The sequence below is a fragment of the Alginatibacterium sediminis genome, assembly GCF_003610775.1.
GTDB lineage: Bacteria > Pseudomonadota > Gammaproteobacteria > Enterobacterales > Celerinatantimonadaceae > Alginatibacterium > Alginatibacterium sediminis.
The window spans coordinates 984,422-1,002,739 of record NZ_RAQO01000004.1 but is presented as its reverse complement, the minus strand read 5'-3'; the positions used below and the strand labels follow the sequence as shown (position 1 = coordinate 1,002,739).

18 protein-coding genes are annotated in these 18,318 nt (G+C 43.2%); 12 read left to right on the top strand and 6 right to left on the bottom strand.

Going from position 1 to position 18,318, the window contains the following annotated elements:
* Positions 1 to 150: 150 nt before the first annotated feature.
* The 5 genes from DBZ36_RS07535 (at position 151) to DBZ36_RS07515 (ending at position 4,129) form a co-directional block, all read left to right on the top strand.
* Positions 151 to 1,914, top strand: a complete 1,764-nt coding sequence (locus DBZ36_RS07535) for an ABC-F family ATP-binding cassette domain-containing protein (protein WP_120354289.1) — start codon at positions 151 to 153, stop codon at positions 1,912 to 1,914.
* 116 nt (positions 1,915 to 2,030) lie between these two features.
* The gene (locus DBZ36_RS07530) at positions 2,031 to 2,438 is read left to right on the top strand and encodes a GFA family protein (RefSeq protein WP_120354288.1); all 408 of its coding nucleotides are present in this window, start codon (positions 2,031 to 2,033) and stop codon (positions 2,436 to 2,438) included.
* A 70-nt stretch (positions 2,439 to 2,508) separates the two neighbouring features.
* Entirely contained in the window at positions 2,509 to 2,913 is a 405-nt protein-coding gene (locus tag DBZ36_RS07525) for a cupin domain-containing protein (RefSeq protein WP_233558101.1), read from the top strand.
* A 32-nt stretch (positions 2,914 to 2,945) separates the two neighbouring features.
* The gene (locus DBZ36_RS07520; protein ID WP_120354286.1) at positions 2,946 to 3,764 is read left to right on the top strand and encodes a PhzF family phenazine biosynthesis protein; all 819 of its coding nucleotides are present in this window, start codon (positions 2,946 to 2,948) and stop codon (positions 3,762 to 3,764) included.
* Positions 3,761 to 4,129 carry a Fis family transcriptional regulator gene (locus tag DBZ36_RS07515; RefSeq protein WP_120354285.1) on the top strand — a complete coding sequence of 123 codons (369 nt, stop codon included), beginning with the start codon at positions 3,761 to 3,763 and terminating at the stop codon, positions 4,127 to 4,129. Before DBZ36_RS07520 ends, DBZ36_RS07515 begins: the two co-directional genes overlap by 4 nt.
* Positions 4,130 to 4,157: 28 nt before the next feature.
* Here DBZ36_RS07515 and DBZ36_RS07510 read toward each other — a convergent pair whose 3' ends face one another.
* Entirely contained in the window at positions 4,158 to 5,120 is a 963-nt protein-coding gene (locus DBZ36_RS07510) for a sugar-binding transcriptional regulator (protein WP_120354284.1), read from the bottom strand.
* A gap of 594 nt (positions 5,121 to 5,714) precedes the next feature.
* Here DBZ36_RS07510 and DBZ36_RS07505 point away from each other — a divergent pair.
* The 5 genes from DBZ36_RS07505 (at position 5,715) to DBZ36_RS07485 (ending at position 11,012) form a co-directional block, all read left to right on the top strand.
* Entirely contained in the window at positions 5,715 to 6,569 is an 855-nt protein-coding gene (locus DBZ36_RS07505) for a sugar phosphate isomerase/epimerase family protein (RefSeq protein WP_158589044.1), read from the top strand.
* Entirely contained in the window at positions 6,566 to 7,525 is a 960-nt protein-coding gene (locus tag DBZ36_RS07500) for a sugar phosphate isomerase/epimerase family protein (protein ID WP_120354282.1), read from the top strand. Before DBZ36_RS07505 ends, DBZ36_RS07500 begins: the two co-directional genes overlap by 4 nt.
* A 64-nt stretch (positions 7,526 to 7,589) precedes the next feature.
* Complete coding sequence (locus DBZ36_RS07495) at positions 7,590 to 8,585, top strand: Bug family tripartite tricarboxylate transporter substrate binding protein (protein ID WP_120354281.1); 996 nt, start codon at positions 7,590 to 7,592, stop codon at positions 8,583 to 8,585.
* Between the two features lie 27 nt (positions 8,586 to 8,612).
* Positions 8,613 to 9,476 (top strand): tripartite tricarboxylate transporter TctB family protein, encoded by an 864-nt coding sequence (locus DBZ36_RS07490; RefSeq protein WP_120354280.1) that lies wholly within the window; start codon positions 8,613 to 8,615, stop codon positions 9,474 to 9,476.
* 9 nt (positions 9,477 to 9,485) lie between these two features.
* Positions 9,486 to 11,012: a tripartite tricarboxylate transporter permease gene (locus DBZ36_RS07485; RefSeq protein ID WP_120354279.1), complete on the top strand. Its 1,527-nt coding sequence runs from the start codon at positions 9,486 to 9,488 to the stop codon at positions 11,010 to 11,012.
* A gap of 240 nt (positions 11,013 to 11,252) precedes the next feature.
* Here the strand turns inward: DBZ36_RS07485 and DBZ36_RS07480 are convergent, their stop codons facing one another.
* Positions 11,253 to 12,431, bottom strand: coding sequence for an MFS transporter (locus tag DBZ36_RS07480; protein ID WP_120354278.1), 1,179 nt, complete (start codon positions 12,429 to 12,431; stop codon positions 11,253 to 11,255).
* Between the two features lie 120 nt (positions 12,432 to 12,551).
* On the opposite strand from DBZ36_RS07480, the gene DBZ36_RS07475 reads away from it, so the two are divergent.
* Complete coding sequence (locus DBZ36_RS07475; RefSeq protein ID WP_120354277.1) at positions 12,552 to 13,463, top strand: LysR family transcriptional regulator; 912 nt, start codon at positions 12,552 to 12,554, stop codon at positions 13,461 to 13,463.
* 5 nt (positions 13,464 to 13,468) lie between these two features.
* Here DBZ36_RS07475 and DBZ36_RS07470 read toward each other — a convergent pair whose 3' ends face one another.
* Positions 13,469 to 13,861: a hypothetical protein gene (locus DBZ36_RS07470; RefSeq protein WP_120354276.1), complete on the bottom strand. Its 393-nt coding sequence runs from the start codon at positions 13,859 to 13,861 to the stop codon at positions 13,469 to 13,471.
* 195 nt (positions 13,862 to 14,056) lie between these two features.
* Between DBZ36_RS07470 and DBZ36_RS07465 the strand changes: the two genes are divergently transcribed.
* Entirely contained in the window at positions 14,057 to 14,266 is a 210-nt protein-coding gene (locus DBZ36_RS07465) for a YgdI/YgdR family lipoprotein (protein WP_120354275.1), read from the top strand.
* A gap of 80 nt (positions 14,267 to 14,346) precedes the next feature.
* Here the strand turns inward: DBZ36_RS07465 and DBZ36_RS07460 are convergent, their stop codons facing one another.
* The 3 genes from DBZ36_RS07460 to nirB are packed head-to-tail and all read right to left on the bottom strand — an operon-like array spanning position 14,347 to position 18,074.
* A complete protein-coding gene (locus tag DBZ36_RS07460) occupies positions 14,347 to 15,159 on the bottom strand; it encodes a formate/nitrite transporter family protein (protein WP_120354274.1) in 813 nt (270 codons plus the stop codon).
* A gap of 30 nt (positions 15,160 to 15,189) precedes the next feature.
* Positions 15,190 to 15,513, bottom strand: coding sequence for a nitrite reductase small subunit NirD (nirD, locus tag DBZ36_RS07455; RefSeq protein ID WP_120354273.1), 324 nt, complete (start codon positions 15,511 to 15,513; stop codon positions 15,190 to 15,192).
* Positions 15,510 to 18,074: a nitrite reductase large subunit NirB gene (nirB, locus tag DBZ36_RS07450; protein WP_120354272.1), complete on the bottom strand. Its 2,565-nt coding sequence runs from the start codon at positions 18,072 to 18,074 to the stop codon at positions 15,510 to 15,512. Before nirB ends, nirD begins: the two co-directional genes overlap by 4 nt.
* Positions 18,075 to 18,318: the final 244 nt, after the last annotated feature.

Below are 18,318 nucleotides of genomic sequence, written 5' to 3'. Positions count from 1 at the left end.
ATCTCTCAAGTTCTATTGATATCGCGCTGCGATAACCAAGGCTTGAGACAGGTATTGTCACCTATTTAGAATAACCTTTTGAATACTTGCTTGGTTGTTGTCAGCAATTGACGACGGCGTTTTTTTGCGCCCAAAAAACTTGAGTAAGACATGAACACATTATTATCTGCACAATCCATTTCTTATGGCATCACTTCAGGCTCTTTATTTGAAGAACTTTCATTTACCTTAACTAAGGGTGACCGAATAGCGTTGGTCGGTCCGAATGGCTGTGGGAAAAGCACCTTACTAAAACTATTGAATGGTGAAATTCCCAATTTCAGTGGGGAGCTATCCGTAGCCCAACAATGCCAATTAGGTAGGGTAGAGCAGCAGCTACCATTCGAAACCATTGGTTTAACATTGCTTGAGGCCGTTTTAGCTCAAATCCCCATCGAATTTAGAAAATCAGAGCAGTGGCGGGCTGAAGTGCTGCTAGCTGAGCTCGGTTTTCAACAGGCAACGTGGGATATAGCCCTAAGCACGCTAAGCGGAGGGCAGCATGCGCGCTTATTGATTGCGCGCGCCCTTATATTAGATCCCGACACGCTGTTACTGGATGAACCAAGTAATCATCTCGACTTGCCCAGTTTACTTTGGCTGGAACGCTTTTTAAAACAGTGGAAAGGAAGCTTTGTATTAGTGTCTCACGATCAACGTTTACTCGACCAACTATGCAGTAGCACTTGGATTTTACGCGATAAAAAATTGTACTACTTCCAACTCCCATGTGGCGACGCTCGTAAGGCATTGGTAGAAATGGATGCCTCAAATGCGCTTCGTCACAGTGCTCAAGAAAAAGAGATCCAACGTATCGAAAAAAGCGCAGAGCGTCTTGCACTATGGGGTAAAAACTATGACAACGAAAGCTTTTCTCGCAAGGCAAAAAGCATGGAGAAACGGGTTGGGCATTTGAAGGATGCTCAGACTCAACTTAGCGATATAGAGCCTTGGAAACTGCGTCTCAATGGCGAAACCATGTCAGCAGATAGGCTGTTGTGTCTTGAAACCCTAGATGTATACCCAGAACAAAACGCTAAAGCCTTGTTCCAAGTTTTGGCTCAACAAATCAAGAGCGGTGATAGAGTCGCAATCCTGGGTAAAAATGGCAGCGGGAAATCGTCATTGATCCGTTTGCTTTGGGAAAATTATCTGAGTGTACAAAATGGTCAAGATGTCGATCCGAACTGTAAGTTTCACCCTTTGGCTCGGGTTGGCTATTACGACCAGAGCCTGCACCAACTGCGTAGCACTGATACGCTGGTGGACGCAATCTATGGGTTTTGTCCTAACTCTCAAGAACACCGTAAAATGGCGCTTATCAGTGCTGGCTTTGCTTACCAACGTCATCATCAATTGGTTTCGGACTTAAGTGGTGGTGAACGTGCACGACTGTTATTTGTAGGGCTGTCATTAGCAAACTTTCATGTATTAATGCTTGATGAACCAACCAATCATTTGGATATGGATGGAAAAGACGAGTTAGCCCAAGCATTGCACGCTTTTAACGGTGCGTTGCTTTTGGTGAGTCATGATCGCGATTTAATTCAAAGTGTTTGTAACCGATTTTGGTATATCGATGACGTGGGCCTTCAGGAAATGTATACCTTAGAGAGTGTCTTTGAGCAGATGTCGCAAGTCACAGCAGCGCAAGACTCAATTAGGGATAGCGAGTCAAAATCAAATCGGCAAAATGAACTGGATTTGCCAACCTTGGATACGTCGAATCAAGAGCCGATGTTAGAACGCCTCATTGAATTAGAAAGCTTGCTTGAAGATGATCTATCTCGAAAAGTTAAGCACCAAAAGCCAAGTTTACAAAAGCAGTGGCAAATAGAAATACAAGCAATAGAAATAAAGTTGGCTATTGAATAATATGTTTTTATATCATTTGATTGCGTTTTTAGCGCTAGACATATCAGGAATTAATTCTATGTCTAGCAACGCTGTGTTTACCAATAAATATTTGTAGAGGATAACAAGGACTAACTATGTACTACGGTAAATGTTTGTGTGGCGATGTGACAATAGAAGTGAGTGGTGAAATCACTGAGATCATACATTGTCATTGCTCACTATGTAGAAAAAACAGTGGGACGGCTTTTGCTACAAATGGATTTATAAATACGTCTGATCTAAAGATTACTTCCGGTAAAAGTAAGCTCGGGGTATTTTCGTTTAAAGCCGGAAGGTACCGACACTTTTGCCGCAAGTGTGCCTGCCCAGTTTATAGTTCAAATGATAATGACCCCAAACGACTACGTTTACGCTTAGGCATTCTTGATTCACAAATTACTGAACGGCCAAGCGCTCACATATTTGTGGCTTCAAAAGCCAACTGGGAGCTACCAACGGCAGATTTGCCAAGCTATAGTGAATTCGAGCCGAATCGAAAATAGTGTGGCTCGAACGATACTCGCAGGTAAGGATGAAGCCATTTAGTTAGCTGCTGATTATCTACAAACAAGAATGACGGAGCTCAAATGTCTAAAAATACTACAAACTATAGGAACGTATTATCAGCAGAACACAATGGGCAATGGGCAATGGGAGAACATCGAAGGCAGCGAAGGGATGTTGGAGCAGCTGACGCTAGCCATTGATCCCATTAGTGGCGATTATACGCGTTTAACGCGATTCAAAGCTGGAGCTGATACCAAAGCATTTGGTGCAAAGTCCCACGATTATCCGGAAGAGATCTATATTATTTCAGGGCGGCTTTATGATATGGCTTTTGATCAATGGCTGGAAGCAGGGCATTATGCGAGCCGGCCACCAGGCGAAGTCCATGGGCCTTTTATATGCGAGCTAGAGTGTTTGGTGTTGGAAGTATCATTCCCTAGTCAAAGTGCTTGCGACAGCGCAGGAGTATAGCTCATCGAACGCGTAAACGAGGTGAACAGTAGATGCTAAGGGTGCAAGTATACGATGTATTTTGTGACGAAAAAGCTCAAGGTAACCCTTGCGCTGTGGTGTTGCTTGAGACGTGGCTAAGCAACACGGCGTTACAAGGTATTTGCCTTGAACTTGCTCAGCCTGTTTGCTGCTTTATAGTGTTGACCGATAAGACGTATTTTATTCGATGGTTTTCATCACTTGGAGAAATTAACCTGTGTGGTCATGGGAGCTTAGCTGCGGGAGCTGCAATCATCGACAGTCTCAATGTCGATGAAGTTGCGCTTAAAAGTAACTATGGAGACATCGCTGTTTTAAAGCAAGATGGTTTTTATCAAATGAGCTTACCTAGCTGGCAAGCAAGACCATACCCAGTCGATTCACTAGACCCGCAGTTGTCTCGTTCTGCTATAGCGGCTTTTACGACGAGAGACCTAATACTGGTATTGCCTAGCGAAGAAAAGCTTAGAGCCTATGAGCCAGATTTTGAGCTTATAGGGCAGATTGAAGACTATCATGCCCTTATTGTTACCGCTCAAAGTGGTGACAACGAATATGTACTGCGATATTTTGCGCCAAAAATAGGCATAGCGGAGGATATCGCTACCGGTTCTGCGCAATGTTCCTTAGCACCGTATTGGTTCGATAAGCTTGATGCCAATGAGCTAAACGTGCGGCAACTATCAAAGCTTGGGGGTTACTTTAGAGTAGAGAAAGAAACACCAAAATCAGTATTGATATCCGCGTATGTCAAAGCTTGTAATGACAAATCTAGACTGATGGCAACACATACCAATGTCACGTCATCGCTAATAAAAAGACACTTATGAAAAAATCTGATAAGAAAATTGAAAACACGCTCAGGGAAACGCTGACTCAAGTATGCGACATGACACTCGGCCAGCTCGAAGGTTTTAGTTGGTTAACCCACCGTGTGAATTATAGTCATTTCCCAAAGTCTTTGAGGGTAACCTGCGTGTTCGATACCTCACTAGAGCTGGAAAGCGCAATCGCAAAAGGTCAAGATATCAGCTTGTCTGAATTGATCCAATCTAAGCTAGAAGCTGCTGGTATTGAGCTTAAGAACATAAAAACTCATGTGTTCTTCGATTCGCAACAAGCGTGTGATGAAGAACATGCCGGCAAGTGGGAGCAACGTATTGCCTTGCAAACACGGGGAAAACCAGCAGCCTAGACTATCATCCAAGCTGCTGTGTTTTTGGTTAGCGCTTTAGTGGACCATCTTGTTCGGCTAGGTTTAGAATCGTGAGTGCGTTGCTCACGCTAGTTGCAAGTACGTCAATGGCTCCGGTTCTTAGTGCACCAAGTACCGCAAGTGCTTTACTACTCTCGGATGCAACAGCAATTACATTTGGAATACGCTTTAAGTCGTTCAAATTAAGCCCAATAACGCGCCCACTCATAACCGTTTCAGAATTATTGCCATGTATATCAAAAAAGTCGTAGCCCATGATATCGCCAATAATTCCTTGCTGGAGACGGGCTTCTACGATTTCTTTTGGGGAGAACCAACCTAGTTTAACCATATTACTGTTCTCATTCATGTCGCCCACACCTACCAGCGCAAACTCAGATTTACGGGCTAGATCCAAGGTGTCTTTAACGGTTGAGTTTTGACATAAAAGACGGTTAATTTCTTCGTTTTCGACATAGGCCGGTGCATAAAGAGTCTCATTACGACCATTGTACCTTTTGGCGAGTTGCCTACAGATATGGTCTGCATTCATTGCATCCCCGGAGCGATGGGTACCGCCAATAGCGCAGACAAACCGGCAATTACGTTGCATCTCAACGCCAACATGGTCAGCGACCGCCGCAATGTTGCGCCCTTGGCCTACAGCAACTACCATTTCATCGCGCAGATTGGTATTTAAATAGTTGCTAACTTGCATAGCCACAAGACGTCGCTGTTCATTCTCGTCAGTTTGATCTAATGCGATCAGAGCTCTTTTTAGGCCGAAGCGCTCAGTTAATTGTTGCTCTAGTTTGGCACTGAACACGGGATGATACTTTACCGTGATTTCGACAATACCTTCATCACGAGCTTTGCGTAGCAATCTGCCAACTTTTGCCCTTGATATCCCGAATTTCTTAGCTATATCTTCTTGGGTTTCACCATCTTGATAGTAGGCGATCGAGATCTCTGTGAGTTGCTCTGTTTCCATATCAAATCCGTCTTATTGTCGCTGGGCTTTGGTTGACAAAGTATGTCCGCCAATATAATTCCGCCATTTCTAGCGTTAATTGTCACGACAGCGCTCACATTGGTCAAGTAACAACTGAGCATTAGTTCGATAAATGAGAGCGTGGATCACTTTCATATCAAAAAACAATGATCTTATGAGCATTCACTGAGCGTATGAGCGATTGGTCTAGCAAGCAATTAGAACGTTTAAATGTTGTTAAATAGCATAAACGAGACTAATAACATTTCATAATAAACCCTTGTGGATAAACGCTGCCTTAAACTGATGGTTGTTGAAACGGTATTGATAATAAAGGATTTATTCTATATTTGCGAAATATACAACCTCTATTAAACGGTGCTTTACTATAAGCGAAGCCTTGTTCTTGTAGATCTTTCGCATAGTAAATCGATTAAAATTTGTTACAAAATCGTGATCAACCTCCGGAAAAACATTTGTATCTATGTTTATCATATGTTCATTGGATGATTTGTTGAGCTTTCGTCACTTAAGCTTGATCGATTTAATGTTTAGAGGCACTTATGCCGCGGTTAATTAAGGGAGATGCTGTACGTGGTTGATATTGCTGTAAGCACAGTTGCCTATGATGGATACGACTATGAACAAATAGCTCGCTCCTTACAGAAGCTAAATGTTAAAGCGGTAGAAGTAGCACTCATAGACGGTTGTGTTGAACCTTTTACCGAGTTGCAACTTAAAGAAGCGTGGGCCAAGGAAATCCGAGCGTGTTTTGAAAGCTTTGGTATTCGGTGCAGCTCTTTTGCTGCACATGTAGCGTTAGTTGGTGATGATGCTGCACAAAAGCTAATCCGTAGGATACGTTTTGCAGCTGCGTTAGGTGCGCCACATGTGGTGACCTACGCATGCCCAAGTGCTCACTGGCCTGCGTTATATCAACAGTTGCAACAAGCGCTGATATTGGCAAAGCAGCTTAATGTGCGAGTTTTAATTGAGAATCCAGGTGATGGCAAAGAACACATCATTGATAACAGTTCAGATATGCAAGCCTTCAAGGAGTTGTATAGCAAGGATGGTTTAGGGACCAATTATGATCCTGGTAATTTTGTCTCGCATTGCCCCCAAGACAAGCCTTTAACCGATGCACTTAGTTCCTTTAACTGCGCTGATCATTTTCATCTTAAAGATGTACTCAAAACCGAGCAAGGTTATCAGTTTCGCAGCTTGGGTCTTGGTTGTATTGACTATGCTGCGCTTTTACAAGCCATGGCAATACAACGCCCAAATATGAATATGAGTATCGAGTTGCCGCTACGTTTGTCGCGCGCTTTGAACGGTCAAGCGATTCGGGCTTCACAAAAAATTCCACTTGAACAAATTGAACTTCAACTTTCCCATGCGCTGGAGATGGTACAGCGTAATTTTCTAAATCAAAGGACGCCAGCATGAAATACGCACTGATCTCAATGTTTTTGGGCCCAACTAAGGACCGCTTTTCGACTTATAACGAGCCAAAGACGCTAGATGAGAAAATGGAAATGATCGAATCGATGCGAGGCGTCAGTGGGGTTGAGCTGGTTTATCCCTACGAAGTAAGCGATGTCGAAGATACGAAGGCTTTACTGTCACGACATAACGTAGAAGTTGCCGCAATTAACGTCAATATTAAAGGTGAACCAGAATTTAAGAGCGGAGGTATCTCTAACCCTGATCCTGAGGTGCGGGCAAAAGCCGTGCGCTATATAAAACAAGCCAAAGATTTTGCACAGGCAATCGGTGCGGACAAAGTAACCTGCTGTCCATTAAGTGATGGATATGAATTCTGCTTTCAACATGACTACGTTCAAGTTTGGGAATGGATGAAAGAAGGCTTTGCCGAGGCGGGAGCCTATAAGCCTGAAATTCCTTTGTTCATCGAATACAAACCCAATGAAGTTCGTGGTCGTTGTGTTCTGGAAGATGCTTCAAAAACACTACTCATGATTAAAGAAATTGGTAATCCAGACATAGGAGTCACATTGGACTATGGGCATTCACTTTACGGTGGTAATAATCCTGCTGAAGAGTTGGCTCTGATCCACAACTCCAAAGTTAAGTATTACATTCATATTAATGACAATGATGGACGCTGGGACTGGGACTATTTTTGCGGCAGTCAAAGCTTAGTTAATTACATAGAGTTTATCTATTACCTTAAAAAATATGGCTACGATGATTTTCTCACCTCAGATACCTCGCCTACGCGTTGGGATATTAAGAAAATGTTCGAAACCAATGCTCGGATCAGCGAAAAAATTTCTAACCGATTCGATGAAATTGGAATGGATAATCTAAGCGTCAAACTAAGTAACGAAGAATACCTAGATACTTGGCAATTTATAGAAGAACAAATATTAAGACTCTAAACAAAGAGCAGCTGTACATAAGCCAGTTGGACTGGCGACACACACTACACGGAGTGACCTACACATGAAAAAACTCATTACACTCGCTAGCGCAGCGTTAATAAGTATGGCCGCACAGGCTGGAGATTTCCCTGAGCGTAACATTACAACTGTTGTTACGTGGGGAGCCGGTGGCGGAACAGACACCATGAACCGTTTAATTATGGGAGAGATGGCACCAAAACTGGGCGTTAATATCAATGTTGTCAACGTAACTGGCGGCGTTAGCGGATCTGCTGGTTTGGTTGATGGCTATGGTCGAGCAGCTGATGGCTATTCGTTGGTTGGTCTTTCTGAGTCCAATGTAGCCGCAGGGGTTATGGGCGGCTGGAGCAATCGCATGGATGTTTTCGACTACTTTATTGTAGCCGGATCGCCAGATCTTATTTCTGTTTCAACTAAAACGGACTATAAGAGCATTGAAGATCTCGTAACCGCAGCTAAAGCAAATCCAGGGTCGATAAAAGCAGGTGCTGCAGGTGCAGGCTCTATTCACCATCTAAACTTGTTAGCCTTTATGAAGGGCACACAAACTGAATTTAACTTTATTCCTTACGATGGTTCAGCGCCGTCTCAAAATGCGGTTCTTACTGGAGAAGTTGAGTTGGTCATTACTTCTTTAGCTGAGCAATCACAATTGATTCAGTCTGGCGACTTTAGACCTTTAGCGATGTTGGTTAAAGATCCAGTAACGGTTAAGGGCAATGAAATCCCTTCCGCCTTAGCTAAGTATGACGATCTTAATCAGTACCTGCCAATCAGCCAGTCAATTGGTTTTGCAATTCGTAAAGATGCACCAAAAGACGCCAAAGTTGCTATTGCTAAAGCCTTTACTGAAGCTATGGAAACCGAAAAGGTGAAAACCTTCTTGGACCAAAACTACTATGTGGCTAGTGGTCAGTTTGGTAAAGAAGCGAATGCAACGTTCAGTAAACTTGAAGCGTTGTTCGCGTGGACATTGGCTGACTTAGGTGCTGCAAAAGTGTCGCCTGATAGTTTAGGCATAGCTAAACCTAACTAAGACATTTTGTATATTGGCGCATCATTGATGCGCCATCTTGGAGGTGATATGGGCGAGCAAGCAAAAGTAGTTGCGCGACATCGTGAGCTTTATCAGTTGCGTTGGATGGACGCTATCAGTGGCGTGTTGTTATTGGCTTTTTGTGTCTGGGAAATTTATAGCGCTACCCAAATGCCGATGACTGAAAGCTACGCCGGCGTTGCGAATGTTTGGTATGTTTCGCCTGCATTGCTCCCTTTAGCCATTGGGGTTTTATTGATTCCATTGGCAATCATGCTTATTACGAGGGCTATGCGTGATCTTGGCGCAATGAAAAGTATTTACCCTTTTATTAAGTATCAACGAATGCATATAGGCGAACAACTTGGCTTTATGAGCTGTGTATTTGCACTTATATGTTATGTATTTTTACTCATCCCGAACTTTGATTTTATTTTAGTGTCGGTGTTGTTTTTGTTGTATCTGATCGGTGGATTTTACTATTGCACCGATGTTCAACATTGGAGTTGGTTTAAACGTACCCTTATTTTAGCCGTCGCTTTGACTATATTAGCGCTTATATTCCCAAGCCTGCTAAGTCAAAGCCCGCATAATGATTACAGCGATATTCTAGTACTAGTTATTATAATTGCCGGGCTTATAAATCTACCGAAAGCAGAAGATCCAGCACAAAGTAGACGAAAAAAACGTGGGCTTTGGGTGGTGTTTTTGGTACCGGTATTAGTTGGAACAATTTTCAAGTATATGCTGTTGGTACCATTGCCAATAGAAGGGCTTTGGGTCCATAAGGTGAGTGATACAGTGTTTTATACCCTGTTTAGCTCGAAGCACGGAAATATTATGGACGGGGTTTCTGAAGAAGACGCCGCCGCTTTGAACGATGCATTTTAAGGACTGATTATGCAAGACTTAGCTCACTTCTTCATCAGCATAGCTCAGCTTTTATCACAACCTGTGATTATTTTAGTTTTGTTTTGTTCAACCTTTATGGGCATTATTTTTGGCGCAATGCCGGGTTTAACCGCGACCCTTGGTGTTGCTCTGTTAACGACATTAACCTATAGCTTCAATGAATCAATTGCTTTAGTCTCTTTGTTAGCGATGTATGTGGGTGCGGTCTACGGAGGCAGTTACACGGCTATTTTGCTTAATATTCCTGGCACTGCGGCCTCAGCCGCGACGGCAATGGATGGCTATCCAATGGCACAGCGCGACGGGGCAGGCCGGGTACTTGGCTTAACGACCACCGCCTCAGCTATTGGCACTATTATAGGTATGTTGTTTGTAGTTTTGTTATCGCCATTGATTACCAAAATGGCGCTACAATTCACTTCATTTGAGTATTTTTTACTCGCTCTTTTTGGAATCATCATTAGTGGCACCTTAACCAGTTCCGACTTGGTTATTAAAGGCTGGATCGCGGGCCTAATAGGCCTATGGATGTCTACTATCGGCCGTGATCAGTTACTAATGTACCCACGATTTACCTTTGGCAATCCAAACCTGGATAGTGGCTTGGAAGTGGTTGCAGTATTGATCGGAGCTTTCGGTATACCACAAATTATTACCGCACTCCGAGCACGTGTTAAATTGGCTAAACCGGTTCGTATCAAACGAGTACTCCCAGAATTTGGTACGATGCTTCGAAATTTGCCTACAATTATTCGCTCCTCACTTATTGGGGTAGGAATTGGAGCTGTACCTGGGATCGGCGAGGACATCGCTGGTTGGGTGTCTTATGGAACTGCTAAAAAGTTCTCGAAAACGCCTGATGAGTTTGGAACGGGTCTGCCAGAAGCAGTAATTTCAACTGAAACTAGCAACAATGCGTGTATCGGTGGCGCGATGATTCCACTGTTAACTTTAGGTATTCCTGGTTCGCCTCCGGCAATGATGTTGCTCGGCGCCCTGATGCTACATAATATTACGCCAGGCCCTATGTTGTTAATTGAGAACCCGAACTTCATTATTGAGGTTGCCGCTATTTTACTGTTGGCTTCCGTTTCAATGTGGATCTGCGGTATAACTTTAGCGCGCTACGTCACTCGAATTTTAGAAGTACCTCAAACTTTATTTATGCCAGTTATTGGCTTGCTTTGTGTAATTGGCTCATATGCATTGGGTCTCAAAATATTTAACCTATTTTTGATGTTACCAATAGGTTTATTAAGCTACTTTTTGATTCAAATGAAATATCCGATAGCACCTTTAGTAATTGGTGTCATTCTTGGACCTATGGCTGATACTAGCCTGCGCCGAGCCTTAATGGTATCGCAAGGTAGTATAGCTCCGATATTCGAACGACCTGTTTCCTTGGCCTTGTTTAGTATTATTGTTTTATTGATACTAAGTCAGATCCCTTGGTTTAAATCATTATTTGGGCGAGTTCAACGGGAGATTAGTTCTAAGTTCCATCATTCGCACTAATGATTAACTCAACCCACACCCTTAGATAAACAATGCATTATCCGCTAATTTATTAGTTAGCGGATAATGATTATGTTTGGTCGCATAAAATAGTACTTGCTCAGCGCAGCCCATATAAGGTTTTAGTTCCTGATTGGGAAACTAAACCGAGTGTTTACTTGAGTTCCCAGCGGCGTCTAATCGTTTTCGCTATAAGCTCGATTATTGTTCTAATCTTGAGTTTAAGCCCATTAATATAGCTTACGAAGCTTCTATCTGACTCGCCATTTTTAAGGGTCTTAGTTGCAAACTAATCACTATAGCAAGTAGGGCGCTCATGCATAGGAAGCTTAAAGCAAGGGCGCTTACCGAAGGATCTACCCATTGATTCAAACTAGAGGTGATAATTGCTGTTAGTAACATTTGGCTTGCCCCTGCAAGCGCCGAAGCTGTGCCTGCTTGGTGCCTGAAGCGGTTTAGCAAACCTTTTAGACCTAACGGGAACAAGACTCCAATTGCAAAGCTGGTTAAGCTTAGAGCGAGTAATAGTATTGCGAGACTATCATTCGTTTTCAGCATAATTGCAGCAATGGCAGGCGCAGAACCGGCAATGTAACTACGTTGACGGTCACTGAGTCGAGTACCTATGCGGTTGAAGTTGCTGCCAAAAGCAAGTCCAAATGCTGGCAGCATCATTGTGAGCCCATAATCACTAGCGCTGAGATGATAGTGATGCTGGAGTATAAATGGCGCACTAGTCATCATGTAAATAATGCCAACTCCGGCAATCCAGAATATCGAAGAATGGAGTAAAAATTCTCGATTTCTAATTAGATCAAGGTAGTCAACGAACACATCTTTTAGACTACGAGGTTTACGGGTCTCACTAAGCTGACGCCAGTAACGATTTGAAAACAAACAGAGGCTTAAGCTGGCAGCCGCCATTGCAAACATTAACCATGACCAATGACCGTGCTCGGTTACAAATCCCCCTAATAGCGGCGCCATTATTGGAATACAAGATGCTGCCATTCCTAGCCAAGCCAGACTATTATCTAAGGCCGGACCCCGATAATTGTCGCTAAGAAGACAGCGCGCCAAAATTTGATTGCTACCCGCACCTAAGCCCTGGACGAAGGCGCCAATAATCAACATCTGAATTGATCCACTACCGCTGATCATTATAGAAGTACCAAGCAAAAATACGAACTGGCCTAACCAAAAAGCATAGCGACGCCCTAAGCTATCGGCTAGTGGCCCGTAGATTAATTGTGACAAACCTAAGCCGAGCAGAAACTGTACAATTATCTGCTGAGGAAGGCTTTGGCTGACAGCAAACTGCTCTGCAATTTGAGGCAGCGCAGGAGACAACAAGCCATTGGTTAGCTGTGAGCTTGAAATTAAAAGTATAGAAAATAGCAAGGGTAGACGATTGTTCATAAAGCCAGATCTCCTTAATCTTATTCCATGATATATTGATTCCTTTTGATTGATAATGTGGTCATTTGGACAAACATATTTTCCTGTTGGGAAAATATAGGGGTGATAGGAAACTAGCTTATGGAATGGTACAGCGCTATTCAAACCTTTGTAACTGTGGTTGAACAGCACAGTTTTGCTAAGGCTGCGATTGCATTACATATTAGTAATTCTGCGGTTAGCAAGCGTATTACTTGGCTCGAAGAGCAATTAGGAACGCAATTATTGATACGCTCAACGAGGCAGCTTAATTTGAGTGAAGTTGGATTACGATTCTATGAGCAAAGTAAGCATTGGTTAGAACAATTTGAAATGATGCGCGCTCAAACCACAGAAACAGCCTTAAGTTTTCGAGGTACTTATCGAGTCGGCGTCCCAGCCCCTGCTGGTGGCAATTTGATGACTCCGTTATTGGTAGAGATGCTCAATGCTTACCCTAAGCTAAATGTACGACTAATCAATACTGTTGGCATCCAACTACCCGATCCAAGCTTAGATGTGTTCATTAGTCGTGAGCTGATTGGCTTTGATAGCAATAGCTATAAAGCATTACCATTGTTTGATTATGCAACCAAGTTGTATGCTAGCCCCAGTTATATTGCGAAACATGGGCTCGGTGACAATAAACAAAACCTCGACAACTTAGAGCTGTTGTTAACTGAGACACAGCTGCAAATGGGAGGCATAAAGCTAAATAGCGGGCGCGTACTAAATAAAGCATCTCGTTTGGTGTGTGATACACCAGAGTCATCAATCCAAGCTGCTATTTTAGGTTTTGGGATTGTAGTGGTATCGCAAGACATGGTGATCGATGCACTACAACGTAAGCAGTTGCAGTTGGTATTTCCGCATTTGGAGTCGGAACGACGCCGTGTTTATGCCTATTACCCAAATTTAAAATACGTCAACCCTGTTACCCAAGACTTTTTGTTGCGAATTAGGCAGCTTAGTTTTCCTCAATTTGGCAAAACCGCGCAGTCAACTATCGATTAATGAGCTCAAATAGCCATTTCGAGTTCAGCTTGATTAACAAACTCGGTAATCGTTTGCAAATTTGTGGTGTAGATTAGCCTGACTATTTCTTCGACTTCAGCGCTGGTGATATCTATGAGCACGCTATAGTGTTTTCGTCTAAAAAATGGACCACAAAAAGCTCTACGTTTTACCACCGTCATTGAACATATCCAGAGTTCGGTTTGCGGCTTCGATATTGACAAAAGCACGTTGTCGGTACTTCCAAATTGAAACATCAGCGCTTTCATTGCGGACTCAGAATTGGCCTTGCTCCAATTAAAACTATGCAGCAAGTTTAAAGCTTCATCTAATGTGGGTTGCGAAGGAACATCTTGATCTATTTCTTCATCAAAGTAAGCACAATATATATCATCCATAATAGTAAAAACCTTATATTGTTTGGAATTTTGTTGTTGATATACCAACGCATATCAACAGAGCTTATTTTTATACTATTGAATCAAATATCTATAAGATTTGAAAAGCATTTAACTGTTTTATGCGACTTCAGTTATATTAAATATGAACGGGCAAGAATGCCTTGTCCCCTTAACTAGAAAAATGGAGTGTTTATGCGTTTGTTAGCGGTTTTAGCTTTATCGATGGTATTGGCTGCATGTAGTGCGAGCCAATATATTATGTCTACTAATGAAGGTCAGATGATTACTTCATATGGTAAACCAAAACTTGATGATGATACTGGCATGTACCAGTACAAAGATGAAAAAGGCAAGAAAATGAGTATTGCCAAAGATCAAGTTGTTCAGATTATAGAGCGTTAGAACCCTAGCTATTACCGAGGTTCTAAACTAGAAAGCCCCAGCAAATTGCTTTGGGGCTTTTTTATAACTAAAAATTGGAGCTAGGCTAGTTCGCGTTGCGGCTGAGTTTTACCGTGGGTCACGTAAAGGCTCATGCCCGTTACCAGCAGGCCACCAACTAAGTTACCAAGTATCACTGGGATAAGGTTCCAAGATAACCAGTCACCAATAGTGAATTCAGCACCAAGCATCATTCCTAGTGGGAAAAGGTACATATTGACCACCGCGTGCTCAAACACAAGCCCGAAGAAAATAAAGATTGGAAACCACATTGCCAACACTTTTCCGCCAACAGTCTTAGAGGTCATGGCACCAACGACGCCTAAGCAAACCATCCAGTTACACAAAATACCTTTTACAAAAACGGTAATCCAACCATTTAGACCGTGCTCTGCAAAGCCTAGGGTTCTAGCGGTTGAAGCTTTGATGAACGCTTGACCTACTGCACCCGGCTCGACAGTAAAATTCATTGTAAAGGTAACTGCTACCAAAAATGCAACAGCGACAGATCCAATTAAGTTACCAAGACCAACTAAACCCCAATTACGAAGTACACTCGCCTTGGTAACGCCTGGGCGTTTTTCAAGAAGTGGTAGTGGTGATAGCGCAAATACACCGGTAAGCAAATCAAAACCCATGAGGTTCAAAATGCAAAATCCCACAGGGAACACTAGTGCACCTACGATAGGCACGCCAGTTTGTACCGCAGCTGTAATCGCTACTGCAACTGCAATCGCCAATATAGCTCCAGCCATTATTCCGCGAATAATGGTATCGCGTGTCGACATTAACACTTTACTGTGGCCGGCATCGATCATGGTCTGAACAAATTCAGCAGGTTTAATATAAGACATGGTAATCCTTAGTTTCTAATTAATAATGCGTTATAAACTGACCGCAACCGTGCCGTCAGTGATCTTAACTGGGTAACTCTTAATGCTGACACTTTGGTCTTCAAGACAGTCACCGGTTTCCAAGTTAAAACGTTGTTTTTTTAGTGGGCTTGCGATCCACAGCTGTTTATTATGCTCACAGATTAATCCGCGTGAGAGCACGTTTGATTTTGCAAAAGGGTCCATATTGTCTAAGGCAAACACTTCGGCATTGTCTGAGGGTCTAAATAAAGCAACTTGCTTTCCCTTAATCAAAGCGCATACGCCAGTGCCAGGAAAAATTTTATCAATGTGACAAACACTTACGAAACTCATGCCTCATACTCCAATTCAACGTGCAGGATATCGCCTTTAGGGCTAGGAAACTTTTCATCAAAGCGGGCGGGGCGATGTTGTTCTCGCTCACTAACAAATTGAACATTGTCATCGCGTTGGTCACTGTTGATAAAGTGTGCGAATCGGTCTAATGAAGCAGGGGTGGAGATCGTGGTTGTCCATTCGCAGTGGTAGTTCGCGATCAACTCTTCAATCGTGCTAAGCAACTGTTGATTAATGCCGAGTTGGTCATCAACAATAACTTTGCGCAGATAGTCAACGCCGCCATCTAGATTTTCTAACCAAACTGAGGTGCGTTGTAATTTGTCGGCGGTGCGGATATAAAACATCATGAAGCAATCGATATAGCGGATCAGCGTGGCTTCATCAAGATCACTAGCGAGAAGATCGCCGTGGCGTGGTTTCATTCCACCGTTGCCACCAACAAATAAATTCCAGCCTGCGTCGGTTGCAATAATACCGATATCTTTGCCTTGCGCTTCGGCACATTCTCGAGTGCAGCCAGACACACCAAATTTCATTTTGTGAGGTGTACGGATCCCCTTGTAGCGATTCTCTAGGCGAGAACCTAAGCCAACACTATCTTGCACTCCGAAACGACACCAAGTACTACCAACACAGGTTTTCGCCATACGCAAAGCTTTCGCATAGGCGTGACCGGTTTCAAAACCGGCGTCGGTTAGACGGCCCCAAATCGTAGGCAAATCGTCTTTTTGTGCGCCAAATAGACCGACTCGTTGCGCGCCAGTTATTTTGGTGTAAAGCTTATAATCCTCGGCGACTTGAGCGAGAACCCCAAGCGCTTTTGCTGTGACTTCTCCGCCGGCCATTCGAGGAATAACCGAGTAGGTTCCGTCCTTCTGCATATTACCTAGGAAGTTGTCATTGGTATCTTGCAAGCTTACGTGTTGTGGAGCCAATACGTGCTCGCCCCAACAAGACGCGAGAATAGAACCGATCGCTGGTTTACAGACTTCACAGCCATAGCCTCGGCCATGACGTTTGATCATCTGCTCAAAGGTAGTGATTTCACCGACGCGTACTAGGTGGAACAATTCTTGGCGTGAATAATCAAAGTGTTCGCAAATATGATTATTGACAGTTATTCCTGATTTTTCTAATTCGGCATTAAGCACTTGCCCAATTAGCGGTAAACAACCACCGCATCCGGTACCCGCCTTGGTATGAGACTTGATCTGAGCTACGGAGGTAAATCCGTCGGCAACAGCTTGAGATATATCGCCTTTGGTGACATCAAAGCATGAACATATAACTGCTGTATCTGGTAGCGCATCAGCGCCCATTTGTGGTTTTTCACCACCAGCATGACTTGGTAAAATGAGACTGTCAGGGTGTTCTGGAAGTGCTATTTTGTTCAGGTAAAGCTGTAGCAAGTTACCATAATCCGAAGTGTCGCCAACCAGGACTGCGCCAAGTAATTCGCGTCCATCTTTTGAAACGATAAGACGTTTGTAAACTTCCTCGTCGTCATTTTGATAGACATAGCTTTTACAGTCTTCACTTTTTCCATTGGCATCGCCAATACTACCGACATTTACCCCAAGCAGTTTTAACTTAGCGCTCATATCAGCACCTTCAAAACGCTGATTTTTACCGAGGAGGTGCGCGCAAGCCACTTGCGCCATTTTGTAGCCAGGTGCAACTAAACCATAAAAACGCTCGTTCCAAGACGCACACTCACCTATTGCGTAAATGTCTGGGTCATTGGTTTGGCAATTGTCATTGATCGCAATACCACCGCGAGAAGCAATGTCCAATTCAGCTTCTTTGGCTATTTTGTCCTGAGGTCTAATTCCGGTTGAATAAACAACAAAATCAACTTCTAGCTTGCTTCCATCGGCAAATACCATGGTATTACGCGCAGTGTCACCCTCGGTGAGAACTTCAAGAGTATTCTTACTGGTATGAACCTTAACGCCTATCTTTTCAATTTTACGGCGTAGTTGTAAGCCACCTTGCTGGTCAAGTTGTTCAGCCATAAGCACTGGGGCAAATTCAATTACGTGGGTTTCGACACCCAAAGCTTTGAGTGCGCCAGCGGCTTCAAGTCCGAGAAGACCACCACCGACTACAGCGCCGCTTTTACTGCGTTTGGCGCAGTTCTCTATTTCCTTAAGATCTTCGATAGTTCGGTATACGAAACTGTCTTTGCTCTGGTTGCCTTTGATAGGCGGTACCCACGGGTAGGAGCCTGTTGCTAGTACTAATTTTTCGTAGTCTAGCTCACGGCCAGCGTCAGAGTAGAGTCGCTTGGCTTTACGGTTGATATGGGTGATACGCTCGCCAATATAAACTTGGATGCCGTTTGCTTCGTAGTAGCCATCTTTGACTAAAGACAACTCGCTTGCAGTGTGATGAGAAAAATATGAGGACAAATGAACTCGGTCGTAAGCGACACGCGGCTCTTCGCAAAAAACAATAATTTGGTAGTTTTTAGACAAACCGCTATCAACAAGTTCTTCGATATAGCGATGTCCAACCATGCCGTTGCCAACAACAACGAGTTTCAGTTTTTCCATCAGTGTTTCCTTGGATTCTATAATTGCCGACATCTTGCGCCACTATCCGCGCGCGGAAAATGATGTAAATCAAACAAAATGTTAAACTTCTCCAAGGAGGTATTAGTATTACAATAAATTAAATATGGCTGATACCTTGTTGTAAAACAATGACTTGTGAGGGTTCTGACATTGAAATGGCTAAAATTGGAACTAAAAACAATTTGTTAAATGTATGTAATTTTACTACAAAAGGATGCGTTTC